This is a genomic window from Streptomyces humidus (genome assembly GCF_014649655.1).
In the GTDB taxonomy this organism is placed as follows: Bacteria; Actinomycetota; Actinomycetes; order Streptomycetales; family Streptomycetaceae; genus Streptomyces; species Streptomyces humidus.
Genome location: NZ_BMTL01000003.1, coordinates 220,948 through 242,886, shown reverse-complemented (window position 1 = coordinate 242,886; position 21,939 = coordinate 220,948). Strand labels below are relative to the sequence as shown.

The window sequence follows — 21,939 nt, the reverse complement described above, 5'->3', positions numbered from 1 at the left end:
TGATTGTCACAGGAACGCGGCCTCCGGTACGCCCGATCGTCACAGGCTCAGTTCCGGGTGCAGCCGGTCCAGCGTCCACACCTGGCGGCGGCGCGCCGACAGGGCGGTCAGCACCAGGGCGCCGGCGGTGAACGCGACGAGCACCGCGCACGCCTGCCACACCGGTCCCAGGCCGCCGCCGCTGATGAGCCTTCTGAGCGCCTCGACGACGTAACTCATCGGCAGCCAGGGGTGGACGGCGTTGAAGAAGCCCGGGCTGGTCTGCACCGGATAGGTGCCGCCCGCGGACGTCAACTGCAGCATCAGCAGCGCCAGGACGAGGATCCGCCCCGCCGCTCCGAAGCGCGCGTTCAGCCACTGCACGAGAGCCGCGAAGCACGCCGCCACCAGGAACAGGAATCCCACGGTGCCGGCCGCCCGGGCCATCTCCAGGCCGATCGCCCAGTGCAGCACGGCCATCAGCGCCGTCGTCTGCAGCACCCCGACCGCGACCACCGGCAGCCAGCCCGCCAGCGCGATCCGCCAGGCCGGGGCGCCCGCGGCGAGCGCGCGCCGGTTCATCGGCGCGATCAGCATGTACGCCACCATCGCGCCCACCCACAGCGACAGGGGAATGAAGTACGGGGCGAAACCGGTGCCGTAGTTGGGCGCCTTGTGCTGGTCGTGGGAGGCGAGCTGGACCGGGTCGGCCATGACGGCGGTGCGCGCGTCGCGCTGCCGGGCGTCGTAGTCGGGGATCCGGCCGACGCCTTCGTGCAGACCGTCGGCGAGCTTGCCGGAACCGTCGGAGAGCTTGAACATGCCGCCGTTGAGGTCCTGGGCGCCCGTCTCCAGCTTGCCGACGCCCTCGTCCAGGTTCACGGATCCCGTCTTGGCCTTGCCGAGAGCGGTGTTGATCTTCTTGGCGCCCTCGGCGACCTTCGCGGCCCCGGTGTTCAGCGCGTTGACCCGGGACACGGCGTCGTCGAGGTCCTCGGAGAGATGCGGGGCGTCGTCGGCGAGCGACTGCGCCTGCTTCTGCAGCGCGGTGAGGTTCGTGCGGAGCGTCTTCAGATCGCCGCCCTGGTCGGCGACCAGGGTGTCGACGTCGTCGGCGACCTTCGCCACGTCGGCGGCTGCGTCTTCGGCCTTCTTCAGGTCGGGGCACGCGGGGTCGGGGAGCACCGGCGTCTCACAGCGCGCCTTGTACACCGCGTGGAGCGTGTCCGAGGCCGTGTGAGCGCCCGTGGCGGCCACCGGGGCGGCCTTCACGAGGGTTTCCAGGTTGTCGTGGATCACCTTCGAGGAGTCCGCGACCAGTTGGGCGGTGTCGCCGATGGTCTTCTCGTTGTCCTTGACGAAGGGGCCCAGGGCGTCGGCGACCCCGTTGACCTTGTCGGCGAGCTTCTGGGTGCCGTCCGCGACCTTCCGGGACCCGTCCTGGAGGCTGTCGGCGCCCTTGTCGAGCTTCTTCAGCCCCTTCGCCAGCTTGCCGCTGCCGTCCTTGGCGTCGCCGAGGCCGTCCGCGAGGTCCTTGGAGCCCTGTTCCGCCTTCCCGATGCCCCCGTTGAGGTCGTCGGCCCCGTCGGCGGCCTTCGCGGTCGCGCCGTGGATGTCGGAGAACGACACGAAGATCTTGTCCAGGAAGGACCGCGAGGCCTTCGTGGACGCAGCCCTGCGTACCTCGCCGAACACCGTGCGCGAGATCTGCCCGACGATGTAGTTGTTCGCGTCGTCGGTGCGCACCTGGAGGGCGCTCGTCTCGGGGGAGTCGCCCGAACTGGAGGCGATCCGCCGGCTGAAGTCGGCCGGCATGGTGAGCGACAGGTAGTACCTGCCGTCCTCCACGCCCGCGCGTGCCTCGGCGGAGCTCACCTCGTGCCAGTCGAAGACCTTGCTGTCACGCAGACTCTCGGTGATGTCGTCCCCGGCGGTGATCTTCTCGCCCCCGGCGGTCGCCCCCCGGTCCTCGTTGACCAGCGCCACCGGGATGCGGTCGAGCCGGCTGTAGGGGTCCCAGAAGGACCACAGGTAGAGCGCGCCGTACAGCAGGGGCAGCAGCAGGAGCGCGACGAGGGCCGCCCGGGGCAGCCGGCCCCGGCCGAAGCGCCTGAGCTCAAGCGCGGCGAGTCTCGGTGAGCGCATCGGACTCCTCCTCCTTCTCCGGGCGGACTTCCGGCGCGGCGTCAGGTCCCGCTTCCGCCGCCGCTCCGGCTTCCTGTCCGCCGTGCGGTCCGGCTCGCTGTTCGTCTTCAGGTCCGGCTCGGCGGTCGTCCTGCGGGCCGGGGCGCTGCTCGACTCGCGGGCCGGCCCGCCGGTCGTCTCCCGGTCCGGCCGGCCGCTCGCCGGACGGGACGGCGTCCGCGCCGGTCGTCACCGTGACGGCGCCCTCGGGCGCCTCGGCGCACACCGCCAGGACCGTCGTCCCCGCCTCGGCGAGGGACCCGAGCAGTGCCCAGACCTCCGCCTGCTCGGCCTGCGTCAGTTTCAGGTCCACGTCGTCGACGCCGAGCAGCCGGGGCCGTCCGACCAGCGCCAGCGCCACCGACAGCCGCAGCGCCTCGACGCGTTCCAGGTCGCGCACGGCCGTCCGTGAGCCCTTGGGCAGCGCCTCGCGATCGAGTCCGGCCGCATCGAGCGCGGCGCCGATCCGCAGCTCCGCCTCGGCCGTCCGGACCGCGCGCGGCCGCAGCAGATCGCGCAGGGAGCCACCGAACCGCCGCTGCAGCAGCGCCCGTTCGCGCAGATGCTCCCCCACGGTCAGAGCCGGTTCGAGATCCGTGACACCGGGTACGTGCGCGAGCGCGGCGATGCGGCGCACGGCCGTCAGCTGCTTGGGCAGCCGTGCCCCTCCCACGGTCGCCGTCCCCTCGCCGGCCTTCATCCGCCCGGTGAGGGCGAGCAGCAGGCTCGTGCGGCCGGAGCCCGAGGGCCCTTCGATCGCGATCAGCGAGCCGGGCTCCGCGTCGACGGCGACGTCCCGGAACGCCCAGCCGCGAGGACCTCGGAGCCCGAAGCCGTCGGCTGTGACGCCGACTCCGTCCATTCGTTCCCCCCTGGGAGCAATTTTTGAACTGACTGGTCAGTGCAAAAAATAGCCCGAACCTCCGCTCGAAGCAAAAGCGCAGGTGTCCGGCCCGTATGAACCCGGCGGATGTGCGCTGAACCTGGCGAATGCGCACTGAACCTGGCGAGTCGCGCAGGTCGTGCCCTCGTCCTGGCCGACGGCGAGTAGAGCGAGTGCCGGCTGTGAGGTCGCGTATATGGACTTGTGGACGGGGAAGGCGGCGGGCGCCGCACAGCGCTGCGTGACGCGCCACTCGTGCGGTTCGAGGACCGGCCTCCCGTGAGGTCGGTCCCGTCGTGGAAGGGGCGTCCGCCAGGCTGTTCTCCTGGGCAGGCGCCACGGCGAGCCGGCCCATGCGCACCGACCCTGGCGGGAGCCGGGGCCTCGACGACCACGTCACGCGCGACTACGCACGCGACATCGGCGCCGAGATCACAGGCCGCAACAAGTTCGGGCCCCAGCGCGGGCCCTGGAACGACCATGAGTGGCGCGGCTGGTGGGGTGACGAGCCCCCGTTCCGCACCTCGGTGTTCGTCATGACCCGCCACGGACGTCCTTCGTTCACCCTCTCCGACACCACCTTCCACTTCGTCGAGGGCGACCCCGCCGCGATCCTCGAGCAGGCACGGGAGGGGGTGCAGGGCAAGGACGGCCGGCTCGGCGGAGGCGTCATCACGATCCGGCAGTTCACGACGCCGACGTGGCCTGTCCGTCGTCCCGGTGGACAGGCCATCTCGCGAGCCCGGCAACGCGTCACGGCAGACGATCCCGGGACACCTGGCCCCGATCACCGGGACAGCGACACCGCGAACCGCTCATCGATCATGGTGAAGGGCAGCTCGGGCGAAGCCCCTCTCGTCACCCTCGCTGAGAAGAACAGCAGGTCGGCACGGATTGTCAGTGGCATACCGCACGATGGGGACATACGGCAGCCCGTATCGGACGAGCCGTCACACAGACGACAGGAGGTTCGTCATGGCCGCCTACCACGCAGCCGCCGCACGCCGGCGCCGCGCCACCGGCCCTGCCCCCTCACTGAACGGCCCCGCGAGCGACGTGCACCCCGTGCTGCGCCGCACCACGGCCCCGCCCGCCGCTCTCGACCTGCTCGCCCAGGCCCGTGCCGGGCTGGACGAGGCGGCCGTCCTCGAAACCCCCAACGAGCGCTACGCCACAGCCCATCTGGCGGCTCTGCGCACCGCGGCGGCCGTGCTCGCCGCCCGTGCCCGCCCGGAACCCTCGACCCGCCGCCGGGCCCCCATCCGCAGCGCCTGGGAAGTGCTCCCCGAGATAGCGCCCGAACTGACCGAGTGGAGCGCGCTCTTCGCCTCCGGGGCCCGGCGCCGCGCCCGGGCCGAGGCAGGCATCCAGGGCGCGGCCAACCGGCGGGACGCCGACGATCTGATACGCGACGTCGCGATGTTCCTTCGTCTCGTCGAGCGGATGCTGGTGCTCCAGCCGGTTCTGCCGCAGCCGCGCCAGGAGGAGGGCGATCCGGGCGGCCCGGGAGCGGGCCGCGACCTCCCGGACGCGGGTTGACGTGGCCCCGCGGCCCTGCTCGCGTCCGTCGGCCCGGCCCGTCGACGCGGCCTGGCGACGCGGTCCGCCGGTGCGGCGCGCCGACGCGGTCTGCCGCCGGCGTACGCGTGTCTGACCGGCCGGGGGAGCGCAGGCCGGTGGGATGACCGGACGGGAGCCGGAGGCAAGAGGGCAGGCCGGTCGGGTGATCGGGCAGGAAGCCGCAGGCCGGTCGGGTGACCGGGCGGGAAGCCGGAGGCAATAGGGTGGAAGACGCCTGAAGCCTTCCCTCCGTCCGCCCGCGTGCCGGCCCGGACCAGCTCGGGAAGGCAGCCCGTTCGCTCCGCCGCGCAAGAGGCGGTGCCGCGCCGAGGAGTCAACTGCCGTGTCGGACCCGATGCGCCCGCCCGTCTCCCACCCCGGCCCCCAGCCGGCGCCGTCACGCTCCGGCCCGTCCCGGTCCCGTGCCTCGCTCCGCACCGCCGTGGTCTGGGAGGTCCTGCGCGACGTCCTCGAAGACCGGGTCAAGGCGACCGGCCGCGAGTCGCTGGACGTCCTCGACACCGGAGGCGGCAGCGGCAACTTCGCGGTGCCCGTGGCTCTCCTCGGGCACCGGGTCACGGTCGTCGACCCCAGCCCCAACGCGCTGTTCGCCCTGGAGCGACGCACCGCCGAGGCCGGCGTGGCCGACCGGGTGCGGGGCGTCCAGGGCGATGTCCACGGGCTGTTCGACGTGGTCGAGCGCGGAGGCTACGACGCCGTCCTGTGCCACGGCGTCCTGGAGTACGTCGACGATCCGGCCGAAGGCGTCCGTAACGCGGTGGCCGCGCTGCGGGCCGAGGGCGTCCTCAGCCTTCTCGCCGCCGGCCTCGGCGGCGCCGTGCTCGCGCGCGCCCTGGCGGGCCACTTCAAGGAGGCCCGGCAGGCGCTCACCTCGCCGGACGGCCGCTGGGGCGAGGGCGACCCCGTCCCGCGCCGCTTCACCGCCGAGCAGCTCACCCAACTCGTCGAAGGCGCGGGCCTCACCGTGGGGGCCGTGCACGGGGTGCGGGTCTTCGCCGATCTCGTGCCCGGCGTGCTCGTGGACACCGAGCCCGGAGCGCTGGAAGCGCTGCTGAAGCTGGAGGAGGCGGCCGCCGAACTCCCCGCCTTCCACTCCGTCGCCACCCAGCTGCATGTGCTGGGTGAGGCACGGGGGACCGAAGGGAGCTGAGCGCCTCCCGGGACGCACCGCTGATCAGGGGCTCGGCTGCGCATGCAGTACGCCACAGGCCCCCCGTTCGGCCGCTGTGCGCCGTATGATCGAGGGAGACCGCCCGGCATGACGGGTCGGCCGCCGGGGAATGGAAACCTCAGCGAGCCGGGACGTCCATGACGGGCTTCGGTTGGCCAATTGGCGTAGAGGGGCGGGTTTCACGGGGGCGATTCCCCGCCTATCCTGAAGGGACCCCCCGGGTCGCCCCGGCGACTGCACGATGAGGAGGACTCCGTGCCGCTCTCGGAGCACGAGCAGCGCATGCTCGAGCAGATGGAGCGAGCGCTGTACGCCGAAGATCCCAAGTTCGCGTCAGCGCTCGAGGGAAGCGGGCTGCGTACGTACACCCGGCGGCGGGTCTACCAGGCGGTCGCTGGCTTCCTCGTGGGAATCGCGCTCCTCATGGCCGGTATGGTCGCCAAGCAGGTGTGGCTGAGCGTGGTCGGCTTCCTCGTGATGCTGGGCTGCGCAGTGCTCGCCGTCACCGGCTGGCGCAAGGCCCCCAAACCGGGTGAGCAGCCCGCTGCGGGAGTCGCGGGCGCCAGGCCCGCACGCGGTCAGGTCAGGCAGAAGCGCTCGATGATGGACCGGATCGAGCAGCGCTGGCAGCGCCGCCGCGATGAGCAGGGCGGCCACTGACACCGCCTTACACGGACATGGTTGAGGGGGTGACCACCTAGTCGGGTGGTCACCCCCTCAACCATGTCCGGCCAACCGCAGCCAACCGTGTCCGGCGTTCTCGTACCACGGGCTGCCCCGCTGATGAGCAAGGGCTGCCCGTGGCCAGCAGCTGATGAGCAGGGGCTGCCCTTGACCAGCAAGGGCAGCCCGTGGCTCAGCCGCCCTGCTGGCCGGACGGCCGGCGCGCCAGCGCCGTCAGCCGGGACGTCCAGGACGTTTTCAGGGCCGTCCAGCGGTCCGCGAGGTCCCAGAGCGCGCGGACGGCCGAGCGCGGCGCCACGACGGCCCGCACCCGCGCGGTCCAGTCGGCCTTCTCCTGCAGTGCCGCCCGCACCGTGCGGACCTCGTCGGCCAGGCCCGCGTCCGCCCTCGGCTCCGGGGCGTACAGCACCTGCTCCACCGCGCCCGCGACCCGGTGCACCGAACGGCCCGCCGCCTCGTCCAGCCCTCCGGTCCGCACGATCCGCGCCGCCGCCCGCCGCGGGGTCAGCGCCTCGTCCGGCTCGATGCCGAAGTCCCAGGCCGTGTCGGTGAGCTCGCGCCACACCGCCAGGACATGCCCGGCGGCGGCTCCGGCCCCCTCCTCGGGCTCGTCCAGCAGCACCGCGGTCGCGGCCTCGTCCGCCGCCCCGTCGCCCGCGCCCGCCTTGCCGCGCCTGCCCGGGAGAGCCCCGGCGGCCGCGGAGTGCTGGGCGGACGCCAGCCGCGCCGAACGCCGTCTCAGCCGCCACAGCATCGGCAGCATCGGCAGGGCGAGTGCCGCGCCTCCCAGCAGCGTCCAGGAGGCGATCTTGTACCAGGGGACACCGCCGCCGCCCTGTCCCGACCGGCCCACCGGCAGCGCGCTCGCGCAGTTGTCGAGCTTCTTCTCCCGGGCCGAGCAGCCGGAGCTCGCCGAGGGCGCGTCCGACGGCGCGGCGTCCGCCGAGCGCGAGGCCTGCGGCAGCTCGGGGAGCGCCGCGCCCGGGGACTCCGGGACGGTGTACGTGGGCGTGGTGCCGCGCGTCGGGGTCGGCTCGAAGCGGGTCCAGCCCACGCCCTCGAAGTACAGCTCCGGCCAGGCGTGCGCGTCCTTCAGGCCCACCGCCACCGAACCGTCCGCCTGCCGGGAGCCCGGCGCGAAGCCCACTGCCACCCGCGCCGGTATGCCCAGGGTGCGGGCCATCGCCGCCATCGCGAACGAGAAGTGCACGCAGAAGCCCTGCTTGTCCTGCAGGAAGCGGGCGATCGCGTTCGGGCCGCTGCCGACCTCGACCTGGGTGTCGTACTCGAAGCCGCCCGTCACCGCGAAGTAGTCCTGGAGCTTGACCGCCTTCTCGTAGCCGTTCGCGGCGCCCTTGGTGATCTGCCGGGCCTGCTGGGCCACCACCGAAGGCAGGGAGTCCGGCACCCTGGTGTAGTCGCGGCGGACCGAGTCGGGGGCGTCCGGCGCCGCCGCCAGCTGCTCCGCCGTCGGCCGCACCTCCAGGCTCGTCACCTGGTACGTCTTGCCGCTGGTGTTCTGGCCGTGGTCGCCGACGAGGGTCATGCCGACCGGCTCGTACCGCCAGTTGCCCTTGATCTGCACCCCGCTGGGCGGGTAGGGCATCGGCAGCCAGTCCTGGGCGTAACCGTCGGCGGCCGCGATCCGGGTGGTGATCTCCGTGCGCTTGACGTCGGGGGCCAGCCCCGTGGGCGCGGGGAAGTCGTCGGGCACAGCGACGATATGGCGCTTGGCCGGCCTCCATGTCGTGCCGTCGAAGTCGTCCAGCGACACGATCCGCAGGTACATGTCGGAGATGTCGCCGGCGTTGGTGCGCAACGTCAGGACCGTCTGGTCCTCGTCCACGTTCAGGCTGTCACGCAGCGACACCAGCGGGTTCACCGCGGAGATCGTGCCCCCGCCGCCGTTGCCCACGCCCACGCCGGCGCCCGTCGCGCCGAGCAGGCCGCCCTGTATCGCCGGCAGCGGCAGCAGCGGCACCACCAGGGCGACGCCCAGCGCGGCCATCCCGATGCGCCGGCCGGTGCGCACGGGGGCGACCGGACCGGGCTGCCCGCCCGGGCCGCGACCGGATCCGCCGAAGACGCGGCCCCACTGCGAGAGCCGCTCCCGGCCCTCGGCGAGCAGCAGCACCAGATAACCGGCGGCGGCGACCAGGAACCAGAGCCAGTCGGCCGCCCCGTCGGACAGGCCCGCGGCGACCGAGTACAGCGCCAGCAGCGGCAGACCGGCCGGAGCGGCGTTGCGGAACGTCACCGCGAGGGTGTCCACCGCCAGGCCGATCAGCAGCACCGCGCCGATCACCATCAGCCGGATGCCGTCGGACAGCGGGGCCGGGATCGCGTACCGGCCCACGTCGTCGGCGCCCGCCTGCAGCAGGTCGCCGAAGTGGCGGACGGCCTCGGGGCCGGGGATCACGCCGACGAACGCGTGCTCGCGGGCGAAGACCAGGGTCAGCATCACCAGCGTGACCAGCGCCTGCACCGCCACGGTCAGCGGCCGGGCCAGCGGGACCCGGCGGGCCGCGGCGCCCGCGCCCGACTGGACCGCCAGCATGAACGCCGCCTGCACCAGCCAGGTCGCCGGCTCCACCAGGGGCAGCAGGGCGCACGACGCCATCAGGGTGGCCGCCGCCGCGCACAGCGTCAGCCGAGCACGCCCGCTCATGAACGCCCCTCCCCGTAGCTTGCCGCGCTCGCCGTCATCACGCCCGCCCGGTCGCGGTCCGCCTGGCGCCACAGCTCGTTCAGCGAAGCGCCCCGCGGCACGCTCACGGCCGTCCAGCCCGCCTCGCGCAGCATCCGCAGCCGCTCCTCCTGCCCGTTCATCGGACCGGGGGCGCCGTTCGGTTCACGCACCCACCGGTCGCCGTCCAGCAGGAAGGCGACCGCGCCCCCGCTGCGCTGGCGCATCTTCGCGGCCACCGCCGCCTCTTCCTCGTCGAGATCGCCGAGGAACGCCACCAGCAGGCCCTCGTTGCCGCCGCGCAGCACGTCGTACGCCCGGGACAGGCTCGTGCCGTCGGAGTGGTCCACCACGGCGAGGGTGTCCATCATCAGTCCGGCCGCGTCGGCCGACTCCTGGTTCGCTCCGGCGAACCCGTCGGCGCCCTCGCCGGGCACCGAGTTCCCGGTGTCGGTCAGCAGCCGCACGGAGAAGCCCCGCTCCAGCATGTGCACCAGCACGGAGGCGGCGCCGGAGACCGCCCACTCGAAGGCAGAGTCCGGGCCCGCGCCCTGGTAGGCGAGGCCCCGGGTGTCGAGCAGCACCGTGCAGCGCGAGCGCTGTGGCTGCTCCTCGCGGCGCACCATCAGCTCGCCGTAGCGGGCGGTCAGGCGCCAGTGCACGCGGCGCAGGTCGTCGCCGTAGCGGTAGCCGCGCGGGATCACGTCGTCCTCGCCTGCCAGCGCCAGCGAGCGCTGCCGGCCCTCGCCGTACCCCTTGGCCTCGCCGCTCAGGCGGACCGCGGGCAGCGGCTCCACGCGCGGTACGACCGTCAGCGTGTCGTGAGTGGAGAAGGACCGGGTGAGTTCGCACATCCCGAACGGGTCGTTCAGCCGCAGCTGGAGCGGGCCCAGCGGGTAGCGGCCGCGCAGGTCGGAGCGGACCCGGTAGGACACCTCGCGGCGGCCGCCCGCCTCGACCCGGTCCAGGACGAAGCGGGGGCGCGGTCCGAGCACGTAGGGCACCCGGTCCTGGAGCATCAGCAGACCGGTGGGCAGCCGCGAGACGTTGTCCATCCGCAGATGGACGCGGGCCTCGCTGCCGGCGGGCACGCGCGCGGGGGAGAGCCTGCGGCTGCCGGCGACCCGGTAGCGGGTCCGGTAGACGACGGCCGCGCAGATCAGCGGCAGTGCGGCCAGCAGCAGCCCGACCCGGAGCAGGTCGGGCTGTCCGAGCACGTAGGCGCACACGGCGGCCGCGACGCCGGCGGCCAGGAAGGAGCGGCCCCGGGTGGTCAGACCGGCCAGCGCCGTGCGCACGCTGCCCTTGTCGCCCTTCCTCCCCTGGCCGGTCGGCGGCTGATCGGATCCCCCGGCTGACATCACAGCCTCCGCGACTGCTGGCCGTACGCCTGCGGACCGTGCCCCAGCCCGTACCCGTGCTGCTGCGGGGTGGCGGGCACCGGGGTGCGCTGGATGATCTCCTCGACGACCTGCTCCGCCGTGCGGCGGTTGAGCTGGGCCTGCGCGGTGGGCAGCAGGCGGTGGGCCAGGACGGCCACGGCGAGGTTCTGCACGTCGTCCGGCAGGGCGTAGTCCCGGCCGGCCAGGGCGGCGGTCGCCCTGGCCGCGCGCACCAGGTGCAGCGTCGCGCGCGGAGAGGCCCCGAGTCTGAGGTCCGGGTGGGTGCGCGTGGCGGTGACCAGGTCGACCGCGTAGCGGCGCACCGCGTCGGCGACGTGGACACCGCGCACGGCGTCGATGAGCTTCACGATCTCGTGGGCGTGGGCGACCGGCTGGAGGTCGTCCAGGGGGTTGACCCCGCCGTGCACGTCGAGCATCTGCAGCTCGGCCTCCGGGCTCGGATAGCCGATCGAGACCCGGGCCATGAAGCGGTCGCGCTGCGCCTCGGGCAGCGGGTAGGTGCCCTCCATCTCGACCGGGTTCTGCGTGGCGACCACCATGAAGGGACTGGGCAGCTCGTAGGTCTGTCCGTCGATGGTGACCTGGCGCTCCTCCAGCGACTCCAGCAGCGCCGACTGGGTCTTGGGCGAGGCCCGGTTGATCTCGTCGCCGATCACGATCTGCGAGAAGATCGCGCCCGGCTTGAACTCGAACTCCCGGCGCTGCTGGTCCCAGATGGACACGCCCGTGATGTCCGAGGGCAGCAGGTCGGGCGTGAACTGGATCCGGCGCACCGAGCAGTCGATGGACTTCGCCAGGGCCTTCGCCAGCATCGTCTTGCCGACGCCCGGCACGTCCTCGATCAGCAGATGCCCCTCGGCGAGGAGCACGGTCAGCGAAAGCCGTACGACCTCGGGCTTGCCCTCGATCACTCCCTCCACCGAACTGCGGACACGCTCCACAGTGGCGGTCAGATCTGTGAGGCTCGCTCGCTCGTCATAGGTCGTCACCCGGCCCTCCTCGGCCCAAACTTTCTCCGGGCCGACGCTCTGTGCGGCAAACCGGCCCACCCCGAATCACGGACGCCGCTCCCGAACTGCTCAGCGTGGCGTCACCTTCGCATTCTTGCTGCCGTTACCGATTCGTGTCACTCGCCCGTGGACAACCGTCCGCGATATGCCGGTGTTATGGGGATTCGGGTTCCCGAGGGGCCCGAATCAACAGCGGAACGACAGGCGGCGACCGCCCCCGTGAACGGTCGTACGGGCAGCGGCGGCGACAGCGGACTGGGCGGGCCCCGGGGAGGTCACGCGGGGCCGGAAGCGGTCACGCGGGGGCGATCTCGCGCAGCGAACCCGTCCGCACGTCGAACACGAACCCGCGCACGTCGTCGGTGTGCAGCAGGAACGGCGAGGTGCGCACCCGCTGCATCGACTGGCGGACGTCCTGGTCGACGTCGCGGAAGGCCTCCACCGCCCAGGCCGGGCGCTGGCCGACCTCCATCTCCAGCTCGGTGCGGAAGTCCTCGGTGATCGCCTCCAGACCGCAGCCCGTGTGATGGATCAGGACGATGCTGCGCGTCCCCAGCTTCCGCTGGCTGATGGTGAGCGAGCGGATCACGTCGTCGGTGACCACACCGCCCGCGTTGCGGATCGTGTGACAGTCGCCGAGTTTCAGGCCGAGCGCCGCGTGCAGGTCGAGACGGGCGTCCATGCAGGCCACGACAGCGACCTCCAGAACCGGGCGGGCGTCCATGCCGGGGTCGGCGAACGCCGCGGCGTACCGCTCGTTCGCCTCCACCAGGCGGTCGGTCACAGCGCCACCGTGTATGGCGCCTTCGGATTCGACGGGTACGGATGCGGAAGTCGTCATACCCATGACGGTACTGGTCACGGGCGTTCCGGTCTCGCCGTGCGTAGGGAAAAAGAGCGTCATCACGCCCTCTTTGTGAGGTATGACACAGCCGCTCGGAGGGAGCGCGCACCCCTGGGCCGCGCCGTGCAGGCCGGTTGATTGACCGCGCGACACCGTGGACTAAAGTGACGCGAAGCGGGAGGCGACGATCTCCCTGCTGGACTGAATCCCGAGAGACCCCGGCCCGGCCGCCGGAGATCTCCCCGCGGCGCCGGCAGGCCTTCCCTTCACGAGGGGCGGGGACCCGGCGGTGCGTACCACCCGCCGGATCTGAGAGGCCCCCTTGAGTCACAGTCGACATGTCCCGGTGATGCTCCAGCGGTGCCTGGACCTGTTGGCCCCCGCCCTCCAGGAACCCGGAGCGGTGGTCGTCGACTGCACGCTCGGCCTCGGCGGCCACAGCGAGGCCCTGCTGACGCAGTTCCCCGAGGCCCGGCTCGTCGCCCTCGACCGCGACAAGGAGGCCCTGCGCCTGTCCGGCGAGCGCCTCGCCCCCTTCGGCGACCGCGCCACCCTCGTGCACGCCGTCTACGACGAACTCCCCGAGGTGCTCGACCGGCTCGGGCACGCGCGCGTGCAGGGCGTCCTGTTCGACCTCGGCGTCTCCTCCATGCAACTGGACGAGGCCGACCGCGGCTTCGCCTACGCCCAGGACGCCCCGCTCGACATGCGGATGGACCAGACGACCGGCGTCAGCGCCGCCGAGGTCCTCAACACCTACCCGCCCGGCGAACTCGTACGGATCCTGCGGGCGTACGGCGAGGAGAAGCAGGCCAAGCGGATCGTCTCCGCCGTCGTGCGGGAGCGCGACAAGGAGCCGTTCACCAACAGCGCCCGGCTGGTCGAGCTGATCCGGGCCGCGCTTCCGCAGGCCGCCAAGCGCACCGGCGGCAACCCGGCCAAGCGCACCTTCCAGGCGCTGCGCATCGAGGTCAACGGCGAACTCTCCGTCCTGGAAAGGGCGATCCCGGCGGCCGTCGAGACGCTGGCCGTGGGCGGCCGGATCGCCGTTCTGTCGTATCACTCGCTCGAAGACCGTCTGGTCAAGCAGGTGTTCGCGGCCGGCGCCGCCAACACCGCCCCGCCCGGACTGCCCGTCGTCCCCGAGCGCTACCAGCCGCGGCTCAAGCTGCTCACCCGTGGTGCCGAACTTCCCACCGAGGAAGAGATCGCCGAGAACCGGCGCGCCGCACCCGCGCGACTGCGCGGGGCCGAGCGGATCAGGGAGTCCATCGAATGACGGGCGTGAGCCGAGGGTGGCGAGTTCCATCCGGGGGAGGCCGAGTGAGCGGGAAACCCGAACTGAAGGGGAGGGCCGCCCGGCTCGCGCGGCTCTTCCCGGCCGGCCCGCGCCAGGCGGCCCGCACCCCGTTCGTCCTCCTCGTCGTCCTTCTCCTCGGCGGCGGCCTCATCGGGCTGCTGGTGCTGAACTCCGCGCTCAGCGAGGGCTCGTTCAAGATGGACGACCTGCGCAAGGACACCAAGAGCCTCACCGACGAGGAGCAGGCGCTCCAGCGCGACATCGACTCCTACTCCGCCCCGGACGCCCTCCAGCGGCGCGCGCGCGAACTGGGCATGGTCCCGGGCGGTGACCCGGCCTTCCTGAACCCCGACGGCACCGTGAGGGGCGTCCCCTCGGCCGCGGCGCAGTCCGTGCAGGAGGCTCCCGTCGTCCGGCCGCCCGAGGCCCTGCTGCTCTCCCCGACGGCCGGACCGTCCCCGGAGCCGGTCCCGAGCGACACCCCGCTCGGCTCTCCGGCGCGGAGCGCGGCCCCCGACCCGACCGCAACCACCCCCGAGACCCCCGGCAGGTGACGGAAGTGTCCACCAGGGAACCGCCGCGCCGGCGGGTGCCCGGCCCCGCCCGGCCCTCGCGCCCCGCGTCCGCCCAGCGGCGCCCGGGCCCCGGCGGCCGCCCGGCCCGCCGCCCGGCCGCCGCCCCCCGCCCCCCGGCCCCGCGCGTCATCCGGCTCGGCAGTCCCCGCCCCCGGCTGCGCATGGTCGGCCTCGCGCTGACGCTGGTCCTCCTCGCCTTCGTGGTCCGCCTCCTGCAGGTGCAGGCCGTCGACGCGAGCAGCTACGCCGCCAAGGCCGAGCAGAACCGGTACGTCGGCCAGGTGCTGGCCGCCGAGCGCGGCGAGATCACCGACCGCACCGGCGTGGCCTTCGCGACCAGCGAGGACGCCTACGACATCACGGCCGACCCCACGATGTTCGCCCGCCCCCAGCTCAAGATCGACGACGGTCCCGAGCAGGCCGCCGCCCTGCTCGCGCCCATCCTCGGCCAGGACCAGGCCGCGCTCGCCAGGAAGCTGCGGCCCAAGGACCGTCAGCTGCGCTACGTCAAGCTCGCCGGCCGGCAGACCCCCCAGGTCTGGAAGCAGATCAGGGACCTGCGGTCCGCGCTCTCCGCCAAGTCGGAGACGGACCGGACCACGGTCAACGTCCTCGCCGGGGTCTTCTCCGTGCCCAGCAGCAAGCGGGTGTACCCCAACGGCGACCTCGCCGCCGGGATACTGGGCTGGGTCAACGCCGACGGCAAGGGCGGCGGCGGTGTCGAGCAGCAGCTGAACGCCACCCTGACCGGCAAGGACGGCAAGATCCGCTACGCCCAGTCCGGCGGCCGTCAGGTGCCCACCGCGGGCTCCACCGAGACCCCGGCGGTGCCGGGCTCCGACGTCGAGCTCACGATCGACCGCGACATCCAGTGGGCCGCGCAGAACGCCATCACCGACCAGGTCGCGCAGTCCCGGGCGGACCGCGGCTACGTCATCGTGCAGGACACCCGCACCGGCGAGATCCTCGCGATGGCCAACTCGCCCGGCTTCGACCCCAACGACCTCTCCAAGGCCCGCCCCGCGGACCTCGGCAACCCGGCCGTGCAGGACGCCTACGAGCCCGGCTCCACCGCCAAGGTCATGTCGATGGCCGCCGTGCTGGAGGAGAACGCCGCCACCCCGCTGACCCGTGTCACCGTGCCCAACCGGCTGCACCGCGGCGACCGGCTGTTCCAGGACGACGTCGACCACGCCACCTGGTACCTCACGCTCAACGGCGTGCTCGCCAAGTCCAGCAACATCGGCACCATCCTGGCCACCGGCCAGCTCGGCAGGACGCAGGCGGAGGCCAACCGGGTCCTGTACTCGTACCTGCGCAAGTTCGGCATCGGCAGCCACACCGGACTCGGCTTCCCCGGCGAGACCAGGGGCATCCTCGCCGCGCCCGCCAAGTGGTCGACCTCGCAGCAGTACACGATCCCTTTCGGCCAGGGCATGTCCCTCAACGCGCTGCAGGCGGCCTCGGTGTACTCCACGATCGCCAACGGCGGCGTCCGCGTCGAGCCCACCCTGGTGCGCGGTGTCAGGGGGCCGGACGGCCGCTTCACCGCGGCCCAGGCGCCCTCCAGGTCGCGGGTAGTGAGCCAGAAGACGGCGAAGACCGTCGCCCAGATGCTGGAGTCGGTCGTGGACGACGAGCAGGGAACGGGCGCCAAGGCGCGCATCCCCGGCTACCGCGTCGCGGGCAAGACGGGTACCGCCAACCGCGTGGATCCGGCCACCGGCAGCTACAAGGGGTACACCTCGTCGTTCGCCGGGTTCGCGCCCGCCGACAATCCCCGCATCACCGTCTACTGCGCGATCCAGAACGCCACCGAGGGCAGTTACTTCGGCGGCCAGATCTGCGGTCCCGTCTTCAAACAGGTCATGGAGTTCGCCCTGAAGACCCTGCAGGTCCCGCCGACCGGGGCGAAGGCCGCCAGCCTCCCGGTCTCCTTCACGCCCTGACCGCAAGCGCCCCGCCGGGCCCCGACCGGGCCGCCCGGACCAGCCCTCCCCCGTCCGCCCACGACCCCCGCCCGCCACTGTTCAGCGCCGAACAAGCCAGGAACCGAGCCCGTGACCATGATCACTCCCGACCCCGGGAACCCCGCACCGCCCGCGTCCGCCGCCGCGCCCTCGCTTCGCCCCCGGGCGGGTGCGCCCGGTACGCTCACCGCCGTGCCACACGCTGATCAGTCCCGAACCACCCAGAAGGGCGCTTCCGTGACATATCCGGGACCGCCGCGACCGGCCCAGGTCTGCGCCACACCCCTCGCGGACCTCGCCGATCAGCTGGGCGCCGCGAAGCCGGACAGCGCCGCCGCCGAGGTCACGGGCATCACCCACGACTCACGCGCGGTCCGCCCCGGCGACCTGTACGCCGCCCTTCCGGGCGCCCGCCTGCACGGCGCCGACTTCGTCACCCAGGCCGCGAGCCTGGGCGCCGTCGCCGTGCTGACCGATCCGGCGGGCGCCGAGCGCGTCGCCGCGGCCGGCCTGCCGGCCCTGGTCGTCGACGACCCGCGCGGGCGGATGGGCGAGCTGGCGGCCACGATCTACGGGCGCCCCGGCCGCGACCTGCTCCAGATCGGCATCACCGGCACCTCGGGCAAGACGACCACCGCCTACCTCGTCGAGGGCGGCCTGAAGTCGGTCAGGTCCACCGGACTCATCGGCACCGTGGAGACGCGCATCGGCGACGAGCGCATCAAGTCCGAGCGCACCACCCCCGAAGCCACCGATCTGCAGGCCCTGTTCGCCGTCATGCGCGAGCGCGGCGTCGAGGCGGTCGCCATGGAGGTCTCCAGCCACGCCCTGGTCCTCGGCCGGGTCGACGGCTGCGTCTTCGACATCGCGGTGTTCAACAACCTCAGCCCGGAGCACATGGAGTTCCACTCCGGCATGGAGGACTACTTCCAGGCCAAGGCGCGGCTGTTCACCCGGAAACGCAGCAAACTCGGCGTGGTCAACTTCGACGACGAGTACGGCCGCCGGCTGGTCGAGGAGGCGGAGGTCCCGGTCGTCACCTTCTCCGCCGAGGGCCACCCGGACGCCGACTGGCGAGCGGTCGACGTCGAGATCGGCCCGATGGACGCGACGTTCGCCGTGGTGGGCCCGGGAGGGGTGCGGGCGGCCGCCCGGTCTCCGCTGCCCGGCTCCTTCAACGTGGCGAACACCCTCGCCGCGATCGTCGCCCTCGCCGCCGCCGGCATCGACCCGCAGACCGCCGCCGACGGCGTCGCCGCCGTGCCGGGCGTCCCGGGCCGACTGGAGCGGGTGGACGCCGGGCAGCCCTATCTCGCGGTCGTCGACTACGCCCACAAGACGGATGCGGTCGAGTCGGTCCTGCGGGCGCTGCGCAAGGTCACCAAGGGGCGCCTGCACGTCGTCCTCGGCTGCGGCGGCGACCGGGACCGCACCAAGCGGGCCCCGATGGGCGCCGCCGTCGCCCGGCTCGCCGACACCGCCGTGCTGACCTCCGACAACCCCCGCTCCGAGGATCCGCTCGCGATCCTCGCGACCATGCTCGAAGGCGCGGCGTCCGTGCCCGCGCACGAGCGCGGCGAGGTCCTGCTGTTCGAGGACCGGGCCGCCGCCATCGGCGCGGTCGTGGCCCGGGCGCATGCGGGGGACACCGTGCTGGTCGCGGGCAAGGGCCATGAGCAGGGCCAGGACATCGCCGGCGTCGTCCGTCCGTTCGACGACCGCCAGGTGCTTCGCGAAGCTATCCAGCAGACCCAGGGATGAACTTGTGATCGCCCTCTCCCTCGCCGAGATCGCAGCAGTCGTCGGCGGACAGACGCACGACATACCGGATCCGTCCGCGCGGGTCACCGGACCGGTCGTCCGGGACTCCCGCGAGGTGGAGCCCGGCAGCCTCTTCGTCGCCTTCGTCGGCGAACGCGTGGACGGCCACGACTACGCGGCCCAGGTCGTCGAGGCGGGCGCGGCGGCCGTGCTGGCCTCACGGCCCGTGGGCGTCCCCGCGATCGTCGTGGACGACGTCCAGGCGGCGCTCGGCGCCCTCGCCCGGCACGTCGTGCAAGCGCTCGGCGCGACCCTCGTCGCTCTCACCGGCTCGGCCGGCAAGACCAGCACCAAGGACCTCGTCGCCCAGGTGCTCCGGCGCAAGGCGCCGACCGTGTTCACGCCCGGCTCGCTCAACAACGAGATCGGGCTGCCGCTGACGGCGCTGTCGGCCACCGAGGAGACCCGGTTCCTCGTGCTGGAGATGGGGGCCCGCGGGATCGGACACATCCGCTACCTCACCGGTCTGACGCCCCCGCGGATCGGTCTCGTGCTGAACGTCGGCACCGCCCACATCGGCGAGTTCGGCGGCCGCGAACAGATCGCACAGGCAAAGGGCGAGTTGGTCGAGGCGCTGCCGCCGGCGAGCGAGGGCGGCATCGCGATCCTCAACGCCGACGACCCCTCGGTCCGCGCCATGGCCTCCCGTACACAGGCGAAGGTGGTCCTTTTCGGCGAGTCCGACGAAGCGGACGTTCGGGCCGAGAACGTGCGACTCATGGACAGCGGACAGCCCGCATTCAGGCTTCACACACCCTCCGGGTGCAGCGATGTGACCATGCGCCTGTACGGTGAGCATCACGTGTCGAACGCGCTCGCCGCGGCCGCCGTCGCCCATGAGCTGGGCATGTCCGCGGAAGAGATCGCCACCGCGCTCTCCGAGGCGGGCTCCCTCTCCCGCTGGCGGATGGAGGTCACCGAGCGCCCGGACGGCGTGACGATCGTCAACGACGCCTACAACGCGAACCCCGAGTCCATGCGAGCCGCTCTGCGCGCGCTCGCTGCAATGGGCAGAGCCTCACAGGCGAAGGGGGGCCGGACCTGGGCGGTGCTCGGCAAGATGGCCGAGCTCGGGGACGAGGCGCTCGCCGAGCACGACGCGGTCGGACGGCTCGCCGTCCGGCTCAATGTCGGCAAGCTCGTCGCGGTCGGGGGCAGGGAAGCCGCCTGGCTGCAACTGGGCGCATATAACGAGGGTTCGTGGGGTGAGGAGTCGGTGCACGTGTCCGACGCACAGGCGGCTGTCGACCTGTTGCGCAGCGAGTTGCGCCCGGGGGACGTGGTGCTCGTGAAGGCGTCCCGTTCGGTCGGCCTCGAGAGCGTCGCGCAGGCGCTGCTCGCGACCGGCGCCGAGGGTGAGGTCGCCGCCCGATGATGAATCAGATCTTGTTCGCGGGTGTGATCGGCCTCTTCCTGACGCTGGTCGGCACGCCGCTGCTGATCAAGCTGCTGGCGCGCAAGGGCTACGGCCAGTACATCCGCGACGACGGCCCGCGCGAGCACGCCAGCAAGCGCGGTACGCCGACGATGGGCGGCATCGCGTTCATCCTGGCCACGGTCGCCGCGTACTTCCTGTCCAAGGTGATCACCGGCAAGCCGCCGACCTACTCCGGTCTGCTGGTGCTGGGCCTGATGTGCGGCATGGGCCTGGTCGGCTTCCTCGACGACTACATCAAGATCGTCAAGCGTCGTTCGCTGGGCCTGCGGGCCAAGGCGAAGATGGCCGGCCAGCTGATCGTCGGCATCGCCTTCGCCGTCCTGTCGCTGCAGTTCTCCGACAACCGGGGCAACACGCCCGCCTCCACCAAGCTGTCGTTCATCACGGACTTCGGCTGGACGATCGGCCCCGTGCTGTTCGTGGTCTGGGCGCTGTTCATGATCCTGGCGATGTCCAACGGCGTGAACCTGACGGACGGTCTGGACGGCCTCGCCACCGGCGCCTCCGTCCTCGTCTTCGGCGCCTACACGTTCATCGGCGTCTGGCAGTTCCAGGAGTCCTGTGCCAACGGCGAGACGCTGACCAACCCCAGCGCCTGTTACGAGGTGCGCGATCCGCTGGACCTCGCGGTCATCGCCTCCGCGCTGATGGGCGCCTGCCTCGGCTTCCTGTGGTGGAACACGTCCCCGGCCAAGATCTTCATGGGGGACACCGGATCGCTGGCGCTCGGCGGCGTGCTCGCCGGTCTGGCGATCTGCTCCCGCACCGAGCTGCTGATCGCCCTCCTGGGCGGCCTGTTCGTGCTGATCACCATGTCGGTGGTCATCCAGGTCGGTTCCTTCAAGCTCACCGGCAAGCGCGTCTTCCGGATGGCGCCACTGCAGCACCACTTCGAACTCAAAGGCTGGTCCGAGGTCCTGGTCGTGGTCCGCTTCTGGATCATCCAGGGCATCTGCGTGATCGTCGGACTGGGTCTCTTCTACGCGGGATGGGCAGCGGACAAGTGACCGACTGGCAGGGGAAGAACGTCACCGTCGCCGGACTCGGCGTCTCCGGCGTCCCGGCGGCCAAGGTGCTGCACGGGCTCGGCGCACACGTCACCGTCGTCAACGACGGCGATGACGCCCGCGCGCGGGAGCAGGCCGCCGAGCTGGAGGCGCTGGGCGTGACCGTGCGCCTCGGCGACGGGGAGACCCTGCCCGAAGGCGCCGAACTCGTCGTCACCGCACCCGGCTGGAAGCCGGACAAGCCGCTGTTCACGGCGGCGCACGAGGCCGGGGTGCCGGTCTGGGGCGACGTCGAACTCGCCTGGCGGCTCAGGGGGCCCGATGCGGCTCCCTGGCTGTGCGTCACCGGCACCAACGGCAAGACGACCACCACCCGGATGCTGGCCTCGATCCTCCAGGCCGCCGGCCTGCGCACGGCCGCCGTCGGCAATATCGGCGTCTCGCTGCTGGACGCGGTGGCCGGGGACGAGGGGTACGACGTCCTCGCCGTCGAACTCTCCAGCTATCAGCTGCACTGGGCGCCCTCGCTGCGCGCCCACTCCGCCGCCGTCCTCAACCTCGCCCCCGACCACCTCGACTGGCACGGCTCCATGGAGGCCTACGCCAAGGACAAGGGGCGCGTCTACGAGGGCAACCGAGTCGCCTGCGTCTACAACGTGGCCGACAAGGCCACCGAGGACCTGGTGCGCGAGGCGGACGTCGAGGAGGGCTGCCGGGCCGTCGGCTTCACCCTCGGCGCCCCGGCCCCGTCCCAACTCGGCGTGGTGGACGGCATCCTGGTCGACCGCGCCTTCGTCGAGAACCGGCAGCAGAACGCCCAGGAGCTCGCCGAGGTCGCCGACGTGAACCCGCCGGCCCCGCACAACATCGCCAACGCCCTTGCCGCGGCGGCCCTCGCGCGCGCCTTCGGGGTGCCTCCCCAGGCCGTCCGGGACGGTCTGCGGGCCTTCACCCCGGACGCCCACCGCATCTCCCACGTCGCGGACGTGGACGGCGTCGCCTTCGTCGACGACTCCAAGGCCACCAACACGCATGCGGCGCAAGCCTCGTTGGCCGCCTACGAGTCGATCGTCTGGATCGCGGGCGGACTCGCCAAGGGCGCCACCTTCGACGAGCTCGTGGCCGAGTCGGCCGCGCGCCTTCGCGCCGTGGTGCTCATCGGCGCCGACCGCGCCCTGATCCGGGAAGCCCTGGCGCGACACGCCCCGGAAGTACCCGTCGTCGACCTCGACCGGACCGACACTGGGGCGATGCTCGCGGCTGTCCGGGAGGCCCGGCGCCTGGCCGTCGCAGGCGACACGGTGCTCCTCGCCCCGGCCTGCGCCTCCATGGACATGTTCGTCAACTACAACCAGCGCGGTGACGCGTTCGCACAGGCCGTTCGCGAACTCGGCGCCTGACCC

16 protein-coding genes and 1 pseudogene are annotated in these 21,939 nt (G+C 72.6%); 11 read left to right on the top strand and 6 right to left on the bottom strand.

Annotated elements, in window-relative coordinates:
- Positions 1 to 39 precede the first annotated feature (39 nt).
- Both IE239_RS04520 and IE239_RS04515 read right to left on the bottom strand, forming a co-directional pair.
- Complete coding sequence (locus tag IE239_RS04520; RefSeq protein WP_190147930.1) at positions 40 to 2,124, bottom strand: YhgE/Pip domain-containing protein; 2,085 nt, start codon at positions 2,122 to 2,124, stop codon at positions 40 to 42.
- On the bottom strand, positions 2,096 to 3,025 hold the full coding sequence (locus IE239_RS04515; RefSeq protein ID WP_190147929.1) for an ATP-binding cassette domain-containing protein: 930 nt from the start codon (positions 3,023 to 3,025) through the stop codon (positions 2,096 to 2,098). The genes IE239_RS04520 and IE239_RS04515 overlap by 29 nt, the downstream gene beginning before the upstream one ends.
- A gap of 335 nt (positions 3,026 to 3,360) precedes the next feature.
- Here IE239_RS04515 and IE239_RS04510 point away from each other — a divergent pair.
- From IE239_RS04510 to IE239_RS04495, 4 genes and pseudogenes are all read left to right on the top strand, one after another.
- Positions 3,361 to 3,735: pseudogene (locus IE239_RS04510) on the top strand (dihydrofolate reductase family protein); the annotation flags it as partial.
- Between the two features lie 286 nt (positions 3,736 to 4,021).
- Positions 4,022 to 4,585 carry an SAV_6107 family HEPN domain-containing protein gene (locus IE239_RS04505; protein WP_190147928.1) on the top strand — a complete coding sequence of 188 codons (564 nt, stop codon included), beginning with the start codon at positions 4,022 to 4,024 and terminating at the stop codon, positions 4,583 to 4,585.
- A gap of 364 nt (positions 4,586 to 4,949) precedes the next feature.
- Positions 4,950 to 5,777 (top strand): methyltransferase, encoded by an 828-nt coding sequence (locus IE239_RS04500; RefSeq protein ID WP_190147927.1) that lies wholly within the window; start codon positions 4,950 to 4,952, stop codon positions 5,775 to 5,777.
- Positions 5,778 to 6,053: 276 nt separating this feature from the next.
- On the top strand, positions 6,054 to 6,458 hold the full coding sequence (locus tag IE239_RS04495) for an SCO2097 family morphological protein (protein WP_190147926.1): 405 nt from the start codon (positions 6,054 to 6,056) through the stop codon (positions 6,456 to 6,458).
- Positions 6,459 to 6,654: 196 nt separating this feature from the next.
- Here IE239_RS04495 and IE239_RS04490 read toward each other — a convergent pair whose 3' ends face one another.
- The 4 genes from IE239_RS04490 to IE239_RS04475 all read right to left on the bottom strand — a co-directional run bounded on the left by IE239_RS04490 (position 6,655) and on the right by IE239_RS04475 (position 12,422).
- Positions 6,655 to 9,150 (bottom strand): transglutaminase TgpA family protein, encoded by a 2,496-nt coding sequence (locus IE239_RS04490; RefSeq protein ID WP_190147925.1) that lies wholly within the window; start codon positions 9,148 to 9,150, stop codon positions 6,655 to 6,657.
- A complete protein-coding gene (locus IE239_RS04485) occupies positions 9,147 to 10,529 on the bottom strand; it encodes a DUF58 domain-containing protein (protein WP_190147924.1) in 1,383 nt (460 codons plus the stop codon). The genes IE239_RS04490 and IE239_RS04485 overlap by 4 nt, the downstream gene beginning before the upstream one ends.
- Positions 10,529 to 11,560 carry an AAA family ATPase gene (locus tag IE239_RS04480; RefSeq protein WP_190147923.1) on the bottom strand — a complete coding sequence of 344 codons (1,032 nt, stop codon included), beginning with the start codon at positions 11,558 to 11,560 and terminating at the stop codon, positions 10,529 to 10,531. The genes IE239_RS04485 and IE239_RS04480 overlap by 1 nt, the downstream gene beginning before the upstream one ends.
- A 316-nt stretch (positions 11,561 to 11,876) precedes the next feature.
- Positions 11,877 to 12,422 (bottom strand): beta-class carbonic anhydrase, encoded by a 546-nt coding sequence (locus tag IE239_RS04475; RefSeq protein ID WP_229877792.1) that lies wholly within the window; start codon positions 12,420 to 12,422, stop codon positions 11,877 to 11,879.
- Positions 12,423 to 12,747: 325 nt separating this feature from the next.
- Here IE239_RS04475 and rsmH point away from each other — a divergent pair, with 325 nt between their 5' ends.
- From rsmH to murD, 7 genes are all read left to right on the top strand, one after another.
- Entirely contained in the window at positions 12,748 to 13,704 is a 957-nt protein-coding gene (rsmH, locus tag IE239_RS04470) for a 16S rRNA (cytosine(1402)-N(4))-methyltransferase RsmH (protein ID WP_190147921.1), read from the top strand.
- A 44-nt stretch (positions 13,705 to 13,748) separates the two neighbouring features.
- A complete protein-coding gene (gene ftsL / locus IE239_RS04465) occupies positions 13,749 to 14,279 on the top strand; it encodes a cell division protein FtsL (RefSeq protein WP_190147920.1) in 531 nt (176 codons plus the stop codon).
- Positions 14,280 to 14,284: 5 nt separating this feature from the next.
- Positions 14,285 to 16,249 (top strand): peptidoglycan D,D-transpeptidase FtsI family protein, encoded by a 1,965-nt coding sequence (locus IE239_RS04460; protein WP_373308052.1) that lies wholly within the window; start codon positions 14,285 to 14,287, stop codon positions 16,247 to 16,249.
- A 111-nt stretch (positions 16,250 to 16,360) separates the two neighbouring features.
- Positions 16,361 to 18,031 carry a UDP-N-acetylmuramoyl-L-alanyl-D-glutamate--2,6-diaminopimelate ligase gene (locus IE239_RS04455; protein ID WP_373308051.1) on the top strand — a complete coding sequence of 557 codons (1,671 nt, stop codon included), beginning with the start codon at positions 16,361 to 16,363 and terminating at the stop codon, positions 18,029 to 18,031.
- 4 nt (positions 18,032 to 18,035) lie between these two features.
- Positions 18,036 to 19,466, top strand: a complete 1,431-nt coding sequence (locus tag IE239_RS04450; protein ID WP_190147917.1) for a UDP-N-acetylmuramoyl-tripeptide--D-alanyl-D-alanine ligase — start codon at positions 18,036 to 18,038, stop codon at positions 19,464 to 19,466.
- Entirely contained in the window at positions 19,463 to 20,536 is a 1,074-nt protein-coding gene (gene mraY / locus IE239_RS04445; protein ID WP_079662913.1) for a phospho-N-acetylmuramoyl-pentapeptide-transferase, read from the top strand. The genes IE239_RS04450 and mraY overlap by 4 nt, the downstream gene beginning before the upstream one ends.
- Entirely contained in the window at positions 20,518 to 21,936 is a 1,419-nt protein-coding gene (gene murD / locus IE239_RS04440; protein ID WP_190147916.1) for a UDP-N-acetylmuramoyl-L-alanine--D-glutamate ligase, read from the top strand. The genes mraY and murD overlap by 19 nt, the downstream gene beginning before the upstream one ends.
- Positions 21,937 to 21,939 lie beyond the last annotated feature (3 nt).

Excerpts from the sequence above, each read along its gene's own strand:
- IE239_RS04490 (WP_190147925.1), bottom strand. The coding sequence starts at position 9,150 with ATGAGCGGGCGTGCTCGGCTGACGCTGTGCGCGGCGGCGGCCACCCTG.
- IE239_RS04515 (WP_190147929.1), bottom strand. The coding sequence starts at position 3,025 with ATGGACGGAGTCGGCGTCACAGCCGACGGCTTCGGGCTCCGAGGTCCT.
- IE239_RS04520 (WP_190147930.1), bottom strand. The coding sequence starts at position 2,124 with ATGCGCTCACCGAGACTCGCCGCGCTTGAGCTCAGGCGCTTCGGCCGG.
- IE239_RS04485 (WP_190147924.1), bottom strand. The coding sequence starts at position 10,529 with ATGTCAGCCGGGGGATCCGATCAGCCGCCGACCGGCCAGGGGAGGAAG.
- murD (WP_190147916.1), top strand. The coding sequence starts at position 20,518 with ATGGGCAGCGGACAAGTGACCGACTGGCAGGGGAAGAACGTCACCGTC.
- IE239_RS04505 (WP_190147928.1), top strand. The coding sequence starts at position 4,022 with ATGGCCGCCTACCACGCAGCCGCCGCACGCCGGCGCCGCGCCACCGGC.
- mraY (WP_079662913.1), top strand. The coding sequence starts at position 19,463 with ATGATGAATCAGATCTTGTTCGCGGGTGTGATCGGCCTCTTCCTGACG.
- IE239_RS04475 (WP_229877792.1), bottom strand. The coding sequence starts at position 12,422 with ATGACGACTTCCGCATCCGTACCCGTCGAATCCGAAGGCGCCATACAC.